The sequence below is a fragment of the Mesorhizobium sp. M1252 genome (assembly GCF_040318265.1).
Lineage (GTDB): Bacteria > Pseudomonadota > Alphaproteobacteria > Rhizobiales > Rhizobiaceae > Mesorhizobium.
Genome location: NZ_JAMYLX010000001.1, coordinates 518169 through 533042, shown reverse-complemented (window position 1 = coordinate 533042; position 14874 = coordinate 518169). Strand labels below are relative to the sequence as shown.

The 14874-nt window shown below is 62.7% G+C and carries 15 protein-coding genes; all 15 read right to left on the bottom strand.

Annotated features, from left to right (window positions below):
* Nucleotides 1-61: 61 nt before the first annotated feature.
* The 15 genes from NKH22_RS02680 to rplO all read right to left on the bottom strand — a co-directional run bounded on the left by NKH22_RS02680 (nucleotide 62) and on the right by rplO (nucleotide 14863).
* A complete protein-coding gene (locus NKH22_RS02680; protein ID WP_023682590.1) occupies nucleotides 62-1948 on the bottom strand; it encodes an MFS transporter in 1887 nt (628 codons plus the stop codon).
* 178 nt (nucleotides 1949-2126) lie between these two features.
* Nucleotides 2127-2918 (bottom strand): ATP12 family chaperone protein, encoded by a 792-nt coding sequence (locus NKH22_RS02675; RefSeq protein WP_023738898.1) that lies wholly within the window; start codon nucleotides 2916-2918, stop codon nucleotides 2127-2129.
* An 11-nt stretch (nucleotides 2919-2929) separates the two neighbouring features.
* Entirely contained in the window at nucleotides 2930-3787 is an 858-nt protein-coding gene (locus NKH22_RS02670; protein WP_081727411.1) for a DMT family transporter, read from the bottom strand.
* A 62-nt stretch (nucleotides 3788-3849) separates the two neighbouring features.
* Entirely contained in the window at nucleotides 3850-4824 is a 975-nt protein-coding gene (locus NKH22_RS02665) for an RluA family pseudouridine synthase (protein ID WP_352908896.1), read from the bottom strand.
* Between the two features lie 133 nt (nucleotides 4825-4957).
* Nucleotides 4958-5332, bottom strand: a complete 375-nt coding sequence (crcB, locus tag NKH22_RS02660; RefSeq protein WP_352908894.1) for a fluoride efflux transporter CrcB — start codon at nucleotides 5330-5332, stop codon at nucleotides 4958-4960.
* 53 nt (nucleotides 5333-5385) lie between these two features.
* Nucleotides 5386-6216 carry an aspartyl/asparaginyl beta-hydroxylase domain-containing protein gene (locus tag NKH22_RS02655; RefSeq protein ID WP_023701775.1) on the bottom strand — a complete coding sequence of 277 codons (831 nt, stop codon included), beginning with the start codon at nucleotides 6214-6216 and terminating at the stop codon, nucleotides 5386-5388.
* A gap of 183 nt (nucleotides 6217-6399) precedes the next feature.
* Nucleotides 6400-7710: a replication-associated recombination protein A gene (locus NKH22_RS02650; protein ID WP_352805103.1), complete on the bottom strand. Its 1311-nt coding sequence runs from the start codon at nucleotides 7708-7710 to the stop codon at nucleotides 6400-6402.
* A 47-nt stretch (nucleotides 7711-7757) separates the two neighbouring features.
* Nucleotides 7758-9251 carry a DegQ family serine endoprotease gene (locus NKH22_RS02645; RefSeq protein WP_023688416.1) on the bottom strand — a complete coding sequence of 498 codons (1494 nt, stop codon included), beginning with the start codon at nucleotides 9249-9251 and terminating at the stop codon, nucleotides 7758-7760.
* 197 nt (nucleotides 9252-9448) lie between these two features.
* Nucleotides 9449-9880, bottom strand: a complete 432-nt coding sequence (rplQ, locus tag NKH22_RS02640) for a 50S ribosomal protein L17 (RefSeq protein ID WP_023682598.1) — start codon at nucleotides 9878-9880, stop codon at nucleotides 9449-9451.
* A 101-nt stretch (nucleotides 9881-9981) separates the two neighbouring features.
* On the bottom strand, nucleotides 9982-10992 hold the full coding sequence (locus NKH22_RS02635; protein ID WP_023682599.1) for a DNA-directed RNA polymerase subunit alpha: 1011 nt from the start codon (nucleotides 10990-10992) through the stop codon (nucleotides 9982-9984).
* A 102-nt stretch (nucleotides 10993-11094) separates the two neighbouring features.
* Nucleotides 11095-11484, bottom strand: a complete 390-nt coding sequence (rpsK, locus tag NKH22_RS02630) for a 30S ribosomal protein S11 (protein WP_006205444.1) — start codon at nucleotides 11482-11484, stop codon at nucleotides 11095-11097.
* Nucleotides 11485-11609: 125 nt separating this feature from the next.
* Nucleotides 11610-11978: a 30S ribosomal protein S13 gene (gene rpsM, locus NKH22_RS02625; protein ID WP_006205445.1), complete on the bottom strand. Its 369-nt coding sequence runs from the start codon at nucleotides 11976-11978 to the stop codon at nucleotides 11610-11612.
* A 211-nt stretch (nucleotides 11979-12189) separates the two neighbouring features.
* A complete protein-coding gene (locus NKH22_RS02620) occupies nucleotides 12190-12798 on the bottom strand; it encodes an adenylate kinase (RefSeq protein WP_023691247.1) in 609 nt (202 codons plus the stop codon).
* Nucleotides 12795-14135: a preprotein translocase subunit SecY gene (gene secY / locus NKH22_RS02615; RefSeq protein ID WP_023672761.1), complete on the bottom strand. Its 1341-nt coding sequence runs from the start codon at nucleotides 14133-14135 to the stop codon at nucleotides 12795-12797. The genes NKH22_RS02620 and secY overlap by 4 nt, the downstream gene beginning before the upstream one ends.
* A 257-nt stretch (nucleotides 14136-14392) precedes the next feature.
* Nucleotides 14393-14863 carry a 50S ribosomal protein L15 gene (gene rplO / locus NKH22_RS02610; RefSeq protein WP_023682601.1) on the bottom strand — a complete coding sequence of 157 codons (471 nt, stop codon included), beginning with the start codon at nucleotides 14861-14863 and terminating at the stop codon, nucleotides 14393-14395.
* Nucleotides 14864-14874 lie beyond the last annotated feature (11 nt).

Sequence of the window (14874 nt, the reverse complement as noted above, 5' to 3'; positions counted from 1 at the left end):
CAAATCAAAAACCCGGCGCGATCGCTCGCGCCGGGTTTTTTGTTTGATACAGGGCCGTCGGCTACTGCTTGGTATGCAGGTCGGTGCCGAGCGTATCCCTGACGAAGATCATGCCGATGATCAGCGTCACCGCCGCGATCACCACCGGATACCAAAGGCCATAGTAGATATCGCCCTTGTAGGCGCTGAACGCGAACACGATCGCGGGCAGCAGGCCGCCGAACCAACCATTGCCGATGTGATAGGGCAGTGACATGCCGCTGTAGCGGATGCGTGTCGGGAACATCTCGACCAGGATCGCCGCGATCGGCCCGTAGACCATGGTCACGTAGAGGACCAGGATGAACAGGATGCCGATGACCTTGGCCCAGTTGACCTGTGCGGGGTCGGCAAACATCGCGAACGCGCCCGCTGCCGGAACGCTGTAAACGGTCACCTCGGTGGCGCCCGCGGCCTCATCCTTGGTCAGCACCTTGTCCTTGATCGCCTGTTCGGTCGGGACTGCGGTCTTCTCGCCGGCGCGGATGGCCGCCGCATCGAGCTTCAGTTCAGGATTGGCCGCGACAAAGGCGTCGAGCTTCTGGTCGGCAACCTTGGCGGCAGCACGTTTCAGCGGATAGCCGCCACCCTGAAGCGCGAGGTTGATACCCTTCTTGAAGGCAGCGTCGCTGGCAGCCTTCTTGTCGCCCGCGGCCTTGGCATCATAAGACGCCACGGTTTCGCTGCCAATCATGACACTCGCCGGGGTCCCCGCCGCCGCCGTCGAGACGATGTCGTAAGGCACCGAGTTCTTGGCAAGGAAGTCGGTCGCGATATCGCACGAACTGACCGGCACGCGCGTGCCGGTCGGGTTGAACTGGAAGTTGCAGTCTCCCGGCGCCGCCGTCACCGTGGCGCGCGTGTTCTGCTGCGCGGTGGCGAGCGCCGGATTGGCGGCCCAGGTCAACGCCTTGAACAGCGGAAAGGTGGTGACGACCGCCAGCGCAAGGCCGGCCATGATGATCGGCTTGCGGCCGATCTTGTCGGACAGCCAGCCGAAGAAGACGAAGAAGCCCGTGCCGAGTGCCAGCGCAATGGCGATCATGATGTTGACCGACTGCGCGTCGACCTTGAGCACATTGGCCAGGAAGAACAGTGCATAGAACTGGCCATTGTACCATACCACGGCCTGACCGGCGGTGAGGCCGAACAGCGCCAGGATGGCGATCTTGGCGTTTTTCCACTGGCCGAAGGCTTCCGACAGCGGCGCCTTGGAACTCTTGCCCTCTTCCTTCATGCGCAGGAAGGTCGGCGATTCCGAAAGCGACAGCCGGATCCAGACCGAAATGCCGAGCAGGATAGCCGAGACCAGGAACGGAATGCGCCATCCCCAGGCGTTGAAGGCGTCCTTGCTTACGGAATTCTGCACCAGCAGGATGACAATCAGCGACAGGAAAAGGCCGAGCGTCGCCGTCGTCTGGATCCATGAGGTGTAGAAGCCGCGACGGTCGTCCGGCGCATGTTCCGCGACATAGGTCGCGGCGCCGCCGTACTCGCCGCCAAGCGCCAAGCCCTGCAGCATGCGAAGCGCGATCAACAGGATCGGCGCCAGAATGCCCAGTGTCTCTGAGCCCGGAAGCAGGCCGACAAGGAAAGTCGACAGACCCATGATCATGATGGTGACAAGGAATGTGTATTTGCGGCCGACGAGATCGCCGATGCGGCCGAACACCAGCGCGCCGAACGGGCGCACGATGAAGCCGGCAGCGAAGACCAGCAGCGTGAAGATGTAGCGGGTGCTTTCGGGAAACGAGTTGAAGAAGGTCAAGCCGATCGCGCCGGCCAACGCTCCGTAGAGATAGAAATCATACCATTCGAAAACCGCGCCCAGCGAGGAGGCGAAGATGACCTTCTTCTCCTCTCGTGTCATGCCGCGGCTGGCTCCGCCGGCGGTCGATGCCAATGCCATTGAACTGTCCTCCCGTGAATCGTCTGCCTTCGACGCTGGGCGTCATCGTCGGCGTTCCCTTTGAACGCGACTCAAACCAGCCATCAGCGTAAAAAATGACAGAAAGCGACCGCCGGAGGCAGACAGACCTTGGGTTTATGACTTTGGTATTAGGTGCAGTGCGGCAAAAGGCCGAGGATCAGGTCTTCAGCGCATCGAGCAGGCCGACGGCCGCCATCATGTCGCGTTTGCGGGCCGAGCGGCGTGCGACAGCCTCGGCATCCTGGCCCCAATGCTCGATCTGCCAGTCCTCGTCGACATGGCCGGCGGCCCAAGCCGCGTCGCCATCGAGCGCGCCGTAATCGACCGCCAGCGCCAGCAGCGCCGACCCGGTCAGCGAAGTCATGACATGGATTGCGGCCAGCCGCAGCGGCTCGGCACGCTGGGCAAGATGAGCGCCGAGCACTGCGATGCTCTCGCGCGGCTGCTCGACATGGATGATGCCCTCGGCGAGATTGAACCGAGCCCCTAATGTCGCTCTCGCCCAGTCGATCACCGGATCCCAATGCTGGTTCTGCCGCTCGACCAGCCCCTGTGGCGCGTCGGCGCGGTAGCAGGTCAGATCGGACGAGGCGAAGCGCAAGACGTCCTCCAGCACCGCCTGCGGGTCGCTGGCGACGCCGTCGATGGCGGTGTTGACCAGACGCAGCACCGGCATCGTGACCGGGTCGATGGTCTCGCCCTGTGCAGCGAACTCATTGGCGACCAGGGCGGCGGCCTTTTCGGTCGGCAGCGCCAGCAGCGCCTTGCCCGGCGTGCGCACCGGCTTGCCGTCGAGATGGACGGCAAAACCGTCCTCCACAGCTGCGACCGACACGTCCTTGTAGAAGCGCTTCGGCAGGTGCGTCTTCATCTGGATCTGCGCGCGGCGGACCGGATCCGGATCGGACAGATGCTTTCCCGCTTCGAGGTCGTTGAGGATGTCACGCATGGTCGAACTTTCTATCCAGGTACCTGCTTGCGCGCCGGCCGGTTGACGATGATCAGGCCGACTGCGATCAGCCCAAGCGCCACAAAGATCCTGGTCGTTGGCGCCTCGCCAAGAATGATAGCGCCGCAGAGGACGCCGAACACCGGCGACAGGAAGGCGAAGCTCGACAGGCCCGATGCCGGATAGCGCCTGAGCAGCCAGAACCACAGCACATAGGTGAAGGCAACTATATAGAGCGACTGGAACAGCAGCGCCAATGTCGGCAAGGCACTGACCGCGCGGATCGGCGGGCCGGCGAAAGGCAGAACCAGGACACCGACAATGGCCGCACCGGCCAGCTGATAAAGCAGCAATTTCTCGGCACTGGTCTCGACCAGTTTCGAACGCTTGATGACGATACTGGTCGCCGCCCACAGGATGCCGGAGCCGAGGCTGAGCAGATCGCCCATCAAGGTCACGTCGGTGCCGCCGGCAATCCCGTCTGAAAACACCGCCACCAGGCCGCAGAAGGCGAGAACGAGCCCGCCAAGCTTGCGCGCGTTGATACGCTCACCGAGCAGGAAATGGCCGCCGATCAGGACCCAGAACGGCATGGTGTTGACCAGCAGTGTGTTGCGGGCAACGGTCGTGTATTCCAGCCCGATATAGAGGCACAGGAACTCGACGCCGAACAGCACGCCGACGATGATGCCGGCGACAAGCGACCCGTCGGCCTTAAACAGCCTGATGCCGCGCAGCCAGCACCAGCCGAGCACACAGAGCCCGCCAATGATCGAACGTGCGATCGAGACGAAAACCGGATCGAAGCCGGCATAGGAGATCTTGGCGGCGACGTAGTTCAGCCCCCAGGAAAAGGTCAACCCGACCATGATGGAAGCAGCCGCCAGATCGACCGCATCGCGGCGATCCAATACCGAGGCAACGGCCAATGTCAGTCCTCCGCGCTGGCGTCGTCGAAGCCGATCAGGTTCCAGCTCTGGCGCATATGCGGCGGCATCGGCGCGGTGACGTCGATGACGCCCTTGTCCGGGTGCGGAATGACGATGCGGCGCGCATGCAGATGCAGGCGGTTCTGAATGCCGCCCGGAAAGTCCCAGTTGGTGTCGGCCTCGAAATATTTGGGGTCGCCGAGGATCGGGCAGCCGATATAGGCGGCATGAACGCGCAGCTGGTGGGTGCGGCCAGTGTACGGCTCCATTTCCAGCCAGGTCATCGTCTGAGCCGCCTGCTCGATGATGCGATAGTAGGACACGGCGTGGTCGGCGCCCTTTTCGCCATGGGCTGCCACGCGCACGCGGTCCTCGGTCGGCTCCTTGATCAGCCAGGTCGAGATCTTGTCCTCACGCTTGGGCGGGACGCCCTTGACCAGCGCCCAATAGGTCTTCTTGGTCTCGCGCGCCCGGAATGACTCGGAAAGCTTCATCGCCGCAAGCCTGGTGCGGGCAACCACCAGCACGCCCGACGTGTCGCGGTCGAGCCGGTGCACCAGGCGCGGCTTCTCGCCCTTCTGGCTGCGCCAGGCCTCCAGCATGTCGTCGACATTCCGGGTGACGCCCGAGCCGCCTTGCACCGCCAGGCCCGCCGGCTTGTTGAAGACGAAGACTTTTGGATCTTCGTGGATCAGCATCTTGGCCAGCACATCGGCGTCGCCCTGGTTGCGGATCGAGTAACCCGTAAGCGCACTCTCGCCCTTCTTGTCGACCTCGAGCGGCGGCACACGCACCACCTGGCCGGGCTCGACACGGCTGTCGGCCTTGACCCGGCCGCCATCGACGCGGATCTGGCCCGAGCGCAGCAACTTCTGCAGATGGCCAAAGCCGAGGCCGGGGAAATGGGTCTTGAACCAGCGATCGAGCCGCATGCCCGCCTCGCCGGCCTCCACCGTGATCTGTTCTACGCCTGCCATGATTTTCGCTTTATCCGTTTCTAACGCGTGACCCCGAAAATCTACTCCGGCTTTCGGAAAGGATCATGCGCAAGATCAAAGTTTCTGCAGCGCGTCCAGGAGGATGCGCCGTGCTCTAGGCCGGGCAATAACACTATGAAACGGTTCTTGCGAGCCAAAGTCCCAGAAACAGGGCGATAATGGCGCCAACGACGCTGGCAAGCGCATATCCCAACGCCGTCAGCGTCGCTCCGCGCTCCCACAGGGTCGCGAAATCGAGCGAAAAGGCGGAGAAGGTGGTGAAGCCGCCAAGGATGCCCGTGGCGACGAACAGCCGGAGCTCATTGGAACCGCCGCGCCGCATCAGCGCGGCGACGAACAGCCCCATGGCAAAGGAGCCGACGATGTTGATCGCCATCGTCCCCCAGGGGTAGTTGGGGCCGACGAGGCGCAAGGCGCCGATGTTGGTCAGGTGGCGGATGCCGGCGCCGATGCCGCCGCCGACCACAACAAGAAGCAGATTGAACATGCCCGTTTACTGCCCGGCCAAGGCAGTGCGGTCAATCCCTTCAGGCCAACGCCTCAGGTCGTCTCGACCTTCTTTGCCTTGCTCGAGCCGATCATCTTCCAGTTCTTGTAGAACATGGAATTGATGCGCTCGACGGTGACCGAAACGATGGCCAGAAGTCCGGCGATGAAGCCGGGGAACGGCGACGGCCGGATGATGTCCATGAACACGCAGTAGCGGCGTCCGTCATACTCGTTGACCGAGCGGTGCAGCAGCGTGTCGTCGAAAATATAGAGCGGGTTGTCGTGCCAGTAATTCCTGGCGCCGTTGCACTCGACGAAAACCTCTGCCTTCACCGGCAAGAGATTGTAGAGGATGCGCAGGCTGAGCCGCAGCGGTCCGAAATGCCAGGAAGTCGATTCCTTGCCTCTGAAGACAGACACGGCAATGGTCTTGATGTATTTGAAATCCTTGTTGAATTCCGCGACATTGTCGATCCGGTGCTTGCCGTACCACTGATAGACATACATGCCGCGACGACCGGTGCCGAAATTGGCGTCGATATCGGCGATGATCTCGTCCTTTCGCGCCTTGAAGACGTCAAGAACCTCGTTGACCTCGCGCTGATAATCGGCGGGAAACTGCTCCAGCTTCCACACGCCCGGGTTCCTGTAGCAAACGAGGTCCACCAGCAGATTGAAGGGCGACAGCAGCCAGGTGAAGATGCCATTGCCGAGGAAATAGCCGCGCAACAGCGACAGATCCTTGTTGGCGTTGCGCAGCACATCGATCAGGCCGCAGACGATCCAGATCGTGGTCAGGATCGGAATGAAATAGAATCCGAGCGCGAGCAGCGGGACAGCAATCACAGCCTGGCGAAGCATTTTGCGAAGGGATTTTGTCATTTTCTGTTCGCGCGGCGCGCTGTCCCCGTTCCGAATTATCGCCCGTCCTGGCAGCCTCCCGGCCGAGTCATGCGACGTGATAGGGCTTTTTGTCATGCGGTACAATCACACTGCTGTGACTGGCGGGGACAGAATTTCAGTTCATCGCGGGCAGGCCGAGTTCGTCCCGTTTGTCCCGCGCACCTATTTTTCCCGCTCGCTGCGCAGCTTTGCCCAATAGTCCAGCCGTTTCTTGATATCGCGCTCGAAGCCGCGTTCGGGCGGATCGTAAAAGGTCTGCCGGCCCATCTTTTCGGGGAAATAGTCCTGGCCGGAAAAGGCATCGGGCTGGTCGTGATCGTAGCGGTAGCCGGCGCCGTAATCCTCCTCTTTCATCAGCTTGGTCGGCGCGTTGAGGATGTGCTTGGGCGGCAGCAGCGAACCGAACTCCTTCGCCGCCCGCGTGGCTGCCTTGAAGGCAGTATAGACGGCGTTGGATTTGGGCGCGGTGGCGAGATAGACGGTGGCCTCGGCGAAGGCCAGTTCGCCTTCGGGCGAGCCGAGATAGTCGTAGGCGTCCTTGGCGGCGTTGGCGATAACCAGCGCCTGCGGGTCGGCCAGCCCGATATCCTCCATCGCCATGCGCACCAGCCGGCGGCCGAGATAGAGCGGATCCTCGCCGGCGTCGAACATGCGGGCAAGATAATAAAGCGCCGCGTCCGGGTCGGACCCGCGCACCGATTTGTGCAGCGCCGAGATCAGATTGTAGTGACCGTCCTGGCCCTTGTCATAGATCGGCGCGCGGCGCTGGACGATGCGCTGCAGCCCTTCGGGATCGAAAACCTCGCCGGGTTTGGCGGCGCGCCAGACTTCCTCGGCCAGCGTCAGCGAGGCCCGGCCGTCACCATCGCTCATGCGGATGAGCATCGCCCGCGCCTCTTCGTCGAGCGGCAGCGCCCTGCCCTCTGTCTCCTCCGCGCGCGTCATCAGCTTGGCGATGCTCTCCTCGCCCAGCGGGTGAAACACCAGTACCCGCGCGCGCGACAAAAGCGCGGCGTTCAGCTCGAAGGACGGATTTTCGGTCGTGGCGCCAACCAGCACGACGGTGCCGTCCTCCATGACCGGGAGAAACGAATCCTGCTGGGCGCGGTTGAAGCGATGGATCTCGTCGACGAACAGCAGCGTCTGGCGGCCATTGGTGCGACGCAGCTTTGCCGCCTCGAACACTTTCTTCAAATCGGCAACGCCGGAAAACACCGCTGAGATCTGCTCGAAGGCAAGGCTGGTCTCGCCGGCCAGCAGCCGCGCCACGGTGGTCTTGCCGGTGCCGGGTGGCCCCCAGAAAATCATCGAGCCGAGCGAACCGGAGTTGATGAGCCGCGTCAGTGCGCCGTCGGGGCCGGTCAGATGCTCCTGGCCGACGACCTCGCCAAGGTTTTTCGGGCGCAGCCGATCGGCCAAAGGCCGGCCGGGCGGCGCTCTTTCCGGTTCATCGACGCTGAACAGATCGGCCATCTAGGTCTTCTGGTTGGAGCACGATCCTCAGAAATGGGAAGATCGCCTCAGTAACGCAACACCTGGCGCAGTATCTGCCCGCCGCGCTCGACGGTAAAGCGCCACCAGCGTGTATCCTGCTGGGCAAGCTGCGCCAGTGTCGCCGCCGTATCGACCGTCGTGCCGTTCACCTCGCGCACGATGTCGCCCGGCTGGAAGCCGAAATCGGCGGCCGGCGAATCGCGGTTGATGTCGACCACGGTGACCCCCTTGAGGTCGGTGCGCAGGCCGAGCCGCTGGGCGAGCCTGGGCGACAGTTCCGCGACCTTGGCGCCGGAGAACGGGCTGCGGCCATGCAGGGTCACTTCCGACGCCTTGGCGCCTTCCGGCGCGCGCTCCAGTGCAATCTCCATCGTCGCCTGCTGGCCCTTGCTCAGGATGGCGAAGGTCGCCTTGGTGCCGATCGACAGGGTCGCCATGCGGTAATCCAGCGCCTCGATGCCTTCGACCGTCGTGCCATTGAGCTGCAGCACGACATCGCCGGGCTTCAGCCCTGCCTTGGCCGCCGGTCCGGCTTCCTCAACCGACGACACCAGCGCGCCGGTCGGCTTCTCCATGCCGAGCGATTCGGCGATCTGCGGTGTGACCGCTTCGAATTCGGCGCCTATATAGGGCCGCTCGAAGAAATCGAGCCCGGCCTTGGCCGCGTCGGCGAAGGCGCGCACCATGTTGGCGGGGATGGCAAAGCCGATGCCGATCGAGCCGCCGCTGCGGCTGTAGATGGCGGTGTTGATGCCGACCAGCTGGCCGCCCATGTTGATCAGCGCGCCGCCGGAATTGCCGGGATTGATGGCGGCGTCGGTCTGGATGAAGTAGCCCGAATCCGAAACGCCGATATGGCTGCGGGCAAGCGCCGACACGATGCCGCTGGTGGTGGTCTGGCCGACGCCGAACGGATTGCCGATGGCCAGCACCAGGTCGCCGACCTCGAGCGCGTCGGAATCGCCGATGGCAATCACCGGGAACGGCTTGTCGGAGGTGATCTTGAGCACGGCGAGGTCAAGCGTCTCGTCCTTGAGCATGACCTTCGAGGTGAATTCGCGCCCGTCGGCGGTCGCGACCTTGACCTCGTCGGCATCCTTGATCACGTGGAAATTGGTGACGACGACGCCGCTCGGGTCAACCAGCACGCCCGAGCCGAGCGAGGATTGTGCGCGCGGCTGCGCGCGGCCGAAGAATTCCTCGAAGAAAGGATCGCCGTCAAAGGGCGACGTGACCTTGGCCGTCTGCGAAGCATAGACATTGACCACGGCCGGCGCCGTCTGCTTGACCAGGGGGGCAAACGACAGCTGCACCTCTTCGCGGCCGAACGGCACGCGCTTGTCGGGACCGGAGGTGCCGTTCTCGCCTTCGACGCCATGCAGGAGGTCGGTCAGCACATCGGAGAGCCCCGGGTCGGCTGGCTTGGCGGCGTCCTCGGCCAGAGCCTGCCTGACTGTCGGCGCGGCTGCGAACGCCATCATGGCGAAGAGCAGAACAAGAGACAGTCGGTTGGCGCGCATTCGCGAATCCTCCAAGGCAAGTTCGGGGGCATTGTCCCGACGATTGTGCAGAATGAAAGGCTAATGCACTGAAATGCGGCGATTGTCGTGCAAAAGCACTTGGCCGGCAGGCAAAAAAGCCCGGCGAAGCATGCCCTCGCGACAATGCAAAAAAGGGGCCCGAAGGCCCCTTGAAAGTCATTTGCGAAAACCGAGCCTTATGCGGCAGCGGCTTCCTCGTCGGTGCCTTCGGCCTCGATGCGGGCGCGGTCGCCGGCGCCCTTGGCCGAGGTGTCACGGTCGACGAACTCGATGACCGCCATGGCGGCATTGTCGCCGTGGCGGAAGCCCGCCTTCATGATGCGCAGATAGCCGCCATTGCGGGTGGCGTAGCGCGGCGCGATCGTGTCGAACAGACGCTTGACGACGCCTTCATTGCCGATCTGGGCAATGACCTGGCGGCGCGCATGCAAGTCGCCGCGCTTGCCGAGCGTCACCAGCTTCTCGACGATCGGACGCAAATCCTTCGCCTTCGGCAGGGTGGTGACGATCTGCTCATGCTCGAGCAGCGACACGGCGAGGTTGGCGAACATCGACTTGCGATGGCTAATGCTTCGGGCGAAGCGGCGGCCTTTAAAACCGTGGCGCATGGCTCTTTTCCTTCAGTTGCTCAAGAGGCCACGGCCTCTGATGGTTTTCCGCATGACCGTCGGATCGAGCGGCCCACGCCGCCGATCCTTGGACTTCATGCTCAATATTGGTCTTCGTAACGCTTGGCGAGGTCTTCGATGTTTTCCGGCGGCCAGTCCGGCACTTCCATGCCGAGGTGCAGGCCCATCGCCGCGAGCACTTCTTTGATCTCGTTCAGCGACTTGCGGCCGAAGTTCGGGGTGCGCAGCATCTCGGCTTCGGTCTTCTGGATGAGATCGCCGATGTAGACGATGTTGTCGTTCTTCAGGCAGTTGGCCGAACGCACCGAAAGCTCGAGCTCGTCCACCTTCTTGAGCAGCGCCGGGTTGAAGGCGAGCTCGGTGACGGCCTCGGTGGCGACTTCCTTCTGCGGCTCGTCGAAATTGACGAACAGGCCAAGCTGGTCCTGCAGGATGCGGGCAGCGAATGCCACCGCGTCCTCGCCCGAGATCGAACCGTCGGTCTCGATGGTCATGGTCAGCTTGTCATAGTCGAGAACCTGGCCCTCGCGGGTGTTCTCGACCTTGTAGGAGACCTTCTTGACCGGCGAATACAGGCTGTCGACCGGGATCAGGCCGATCGGCGCGTCTTCGGCGCGGTTGCGGTCTGCCGGCACGTAACCCTTGCCGGTGTCGACTGTGAATTCCATACGGATTTCAGCGCCCTCGTCCAGCGTGCAGATGACGTGGTCGGGGTTGAGGATCTCGACGTCGCCAACCGTCTGGATGTCGCCAGCCAGAACCGCACCCGGGCCCTGCTTGCGAACGACCATGCGCTTGGGACCATCGCCTTCCATGCGGATGGCGATTTCCTTGATGTTGAGGACGATGTCGGTCACGTCCTCACGCACGCCGGCAATCGACGAGAATTCATGCAGAACGCCGTCGATCTGCACGGCGGTGACAGCCGCACCGCGCAGCGAAGACAAAAGCACGCGGCGCAGCGCGTTGCCGAGCGTCAGGCCGAAGCCACGCTCGAGCGGCTCGGCGACCAGCGTGGTCAGCGTCTTCTTCTTCGACGAGAACTCGATCTTGTTCGGCTTGATCAGTTCCTGCCAATTTTTCTGGATCATGATGCTTTCCTTCCGTTGACCCGCCACCATCCAATCGTGGCGGGCGACCTGGAGTGCCGTGGAGGAGCGCCTTGAGGCGCTCACGCGGCGTTCGGTAATGTCTTAGACGCGGCGCTTCTTGCGCGGGCGGCAGCCATTGTGCGGGATCGGCGTCACATCACGGATCGAAGTGATGGTGAAGCCGGCCGCCTGCAGGGCGCGAAGCGCCGATTCACGACCGGAGCCGGGTCCGCAGACCTCGACTTCGAGCATGCGCATGCCGTGTTCCTGGGCCTTCTTGGCGACGTCTTCGGCAGCCATCTGGGCGGCGAACGGGGTCGACTTGCGCGAACCCTTGAAGCCCTGGGCACCGGCCGACGACCAGGCAATGGAATTGCCCTGCGCGTCGGTGATGGTGATCATCGTGTTGTTGAAGGTCGAATTGACGTGGGCAACGCCCGACGAGATGTTCTTGCGTTCACGACGGCGAACACGAGCGGCTTCCTTGGCCATGATAGTCCTTTCAGTTGATCTCTACACCGCCGTAATGCCAGCGGCTCCACCTTTGAAAGCGAGTAGTGAGCAGGGACTAGCGAATAGGGACCCCTACTCGCTAATGGCTACTCGCTATCGCTCACTTACTTCTTCTTGCCGGCGATCGACTTGGCCGGGCCCTTGCGGGTGCGTGCATTGGTGTGCGTGCGCTGGCCGCGAACCGGCAGCGAACGGCGGTGACGCAGGCCGCGGTAGCAGCCGAGGTCCATGAGACGCTTGATGTTCATCGACACTTCGCGGCGCAGGTCGCCTTCGACCTGGTAGTCGCGGTCGATGGTCTCGCGGATCTGCAGCACTTCCGCGTCGGTCAGTTGGTTGACGCGGCGCTCGGCCGGGATGCCGACCTTGTCGACGATCTCCTGGGCGAACTTCTTGCCAATGCCGTGAATGTACTGAAGCGCAATGACGACGCGCTTGTTGGTCGGAATGTTGACGCCGGCTATACGAGCCATATTCTTCTCTTCTCCATGTGGGACCGGCCGGCCTTCAAAATAAGGCACGCGCGGCGCTGTTCAAATTACCCCGCGTCCGGTGGAGGCCGGCCCTTGCGGGAGTTCCCTAGTTTCAATGCGGCTGCCTTGCCCTTGCGGACAAGCAAGCCTCATGCCTGATAGGAAGACGGGCCGCCATAACCCAGCGAACCGTTCCAGTCAAGCGCAATCTTTACTTTACCGTACCGGTCTCCCGCGTCACCGCCGCGAGCAGCGCTTCAATCTCCGCCGTCACGGTGTCGACAGGAGCCATGCCGTCGACACTCCTAAGCGAGCGTTTGGCGTAATAATAGCCGATCAGCGGCGCCGTCTTCTTGTAATATTCCCGCAGGCGCTCTTCGAACACCACCGGATTGTCGTCCTTGCGCACCGGCTGTCCGGCGGCCTTGGCGTCGTCGGCGCGCTTGACGATGCGGCCGACCAACGCTTTGTCGTCGACGACGAACTCGATCACGGCATCGAGGCCAATGCCGCGCTCGGCGAGCATCGATTCAACCGCATCAGCCTGCACCAGCGTGCGCGGATATCCGTCGAGGATGAAACCGCTGGTGCAATCGGGTTGGTCGATGCGCTCGGCCACGATCGCGTTGACAATGGCGTCGGAAACCAGCTCGCCGGCATCCATCACCGCCTTGGCGCGCTTGCCGACTTCAGTGCCGGCCTGTACGGCGGCCCGCAGCATGTCGCCCGTCGACAGCTGCGGTATGCCGTATTTTTCTACCAGTCTTTGTGCTTGCGTCCCCTTGCCCGCTCCTGGCGGCCCAAGCAATATCAATCTCATCTGGCCTTCTTCCCCCCGCGCAGCTTCGACTTCTTGATCAGGCCCTCATACTGGTGCGCGATCAGGTGACCCTGGATCTGCGCCACCGTATCGAGGGTTACACTGACCACGATCAGAAGCGATGTGCCACCGAGGTAGAATGGTACGCCAGTTGCCGAAATCAGGAACTCGGGCAGCAGGCACACCAGCACCAGATAGATGGCGCCGACGACGGTGATGCGCGTCAGGACATAGTCGATGTAATCGGCGGTGCGCTCACCCGGACGGTAGCCCGGAATGAAGCCGGAATGCTTCTTGAGCTGGTCGGCGGTGTCCTTCGGATTGAACACGATGGCCGTGTAGAAGAAGGCGAAGAACACGATCATTGCCGCATAGAACAGCATGTAGAGCGGCTGGCCGTGGCCGAGCGAAGCGAGCACGGTGCTTGCCCAGGCCGGCAGGTTTGTCGTCTGCGAGAAGCCAGCGACCGTTGCCGGCAGCAAAAGCAGCGACGACGCGAAGATCGGCGGAATGACGCCCGACGTGTTGAGCTTCAGCGGCAGATGCGAGGTATCGCCCTGGAACATGCGGTTGCCGACCTGGCGCTTCGGATACTGGATCAGCAGGCGGCGCTGCGCGCGCTCGAAGAACACGATCAGCGCGATGACGATTATGGCCAGCACGATGATCGCGAGTATCAGCCCGGTCGATAGAGCGCCGGTGCGGCCGAGCTCCAGCGTGCCGGAGATGGCGCGCGGCAGGCCGGCGACGATGCCGGAGAAGATGATCAGCGAAATGCCGTTGCCGATGCCGCGGGCGGTGATCTGCTCGCCCAGCCACATCAGGAACATGGTGCCGCCAACCAGCGTGACGACGGTCGAGATGCGGAAGAACATGCCGGGATCGTTGACGATGCCGTTGCCGCCTTCCAGGCCCACCGAAATGCCGTAGGCCTGCACCAGCGCCAGGAGTACCGTGCCGTAGCGCGTGTACTGGTTGATGACCTTGCGGCCCTGCTCGCCTTCCTTTTTCAGCGCCTCCAGCGACGGAATGACCGAGGTCATCAGCTGCATGATGATGGAGGCTGAGATGTAAGGCATGATGCCGAGCGCGAAGATCGCCATGCGCTGCACGGCGCCGCCGGCGAACATGTTGAACATGCCGAGCACGCCCTTGGCCTGCGAAGAGAAGGCCTGCGCGAATGCATCCGGATTGATGCCGGGCAGCGGGATATAGGTGCCGAGGCGATAGACGAGCAGCGCGCCGACGGTGAACCAGATTCGCTTCTTCAGGTCCTCCGCCTTGGCGAAAGCCGCAAAATTCAGATTCGAGGCTAGTTGTTCAGCAGCCGAAGCCATGCCTGATTCTCCGCTAGAGCATGATGCCGAAAAGTGTGAAGCGGTTTTCGGACAACGTCATGCGCTACTTCTTTGATTTGTATGTCACGCTCGATGCCCGCAGCTCAGGCGGCGCGTGGCACCGAAGCTCACGAGATAAGCTCCGGGCTCTAAACATGCAAGCGGCCGCGTTGACGCGGCCGCCTAATTGATCGGATCAAAGCGCAATCGTGAACAAAAACGGATACCGTTCCTGCCGGCCGCACTTCAAATTGCCGTTACTCCGCTGCCGCTTCCGGCAGCTTGACCGAACCGCCGGCCTTTTCGATCTTCTCGATCGCGGCCTTGGAGGCGCCGGCGACGTCGAAGACAAGCTTTGCCTTGAGCTCGCCGTCCGAGAGGATGCGCACGCCGTCCTTGACGCGGCGGATGACGCCGGCGGCAACGAGTGCCTCGGCCGTCACGGTCGCCTTGGCGTCAAGCTTCTTGGCATCGAGCGCGGTCTGGATACGAGCCAGCGAAACGACGACAAAGCTCTTGGCGAAGATGTTATTGAAGCCACGCTTCGGCAGGCGCCGATAGAGCGGCATCTGGCCGCCCTCGAAGCCGTTGATGGCAACGCCGGAGCGCGCCTTCTGGCCCTTGACGCCGCGACCGCCGGTCTTGCCCGAGCCGGAGCCGATGCCACGGCCGAGACGCTTCTTGGAGTGCGTCGCGCCGTCCTTGTCACGCAGATCGTTGAGTTTCATCTGGGTTCTCC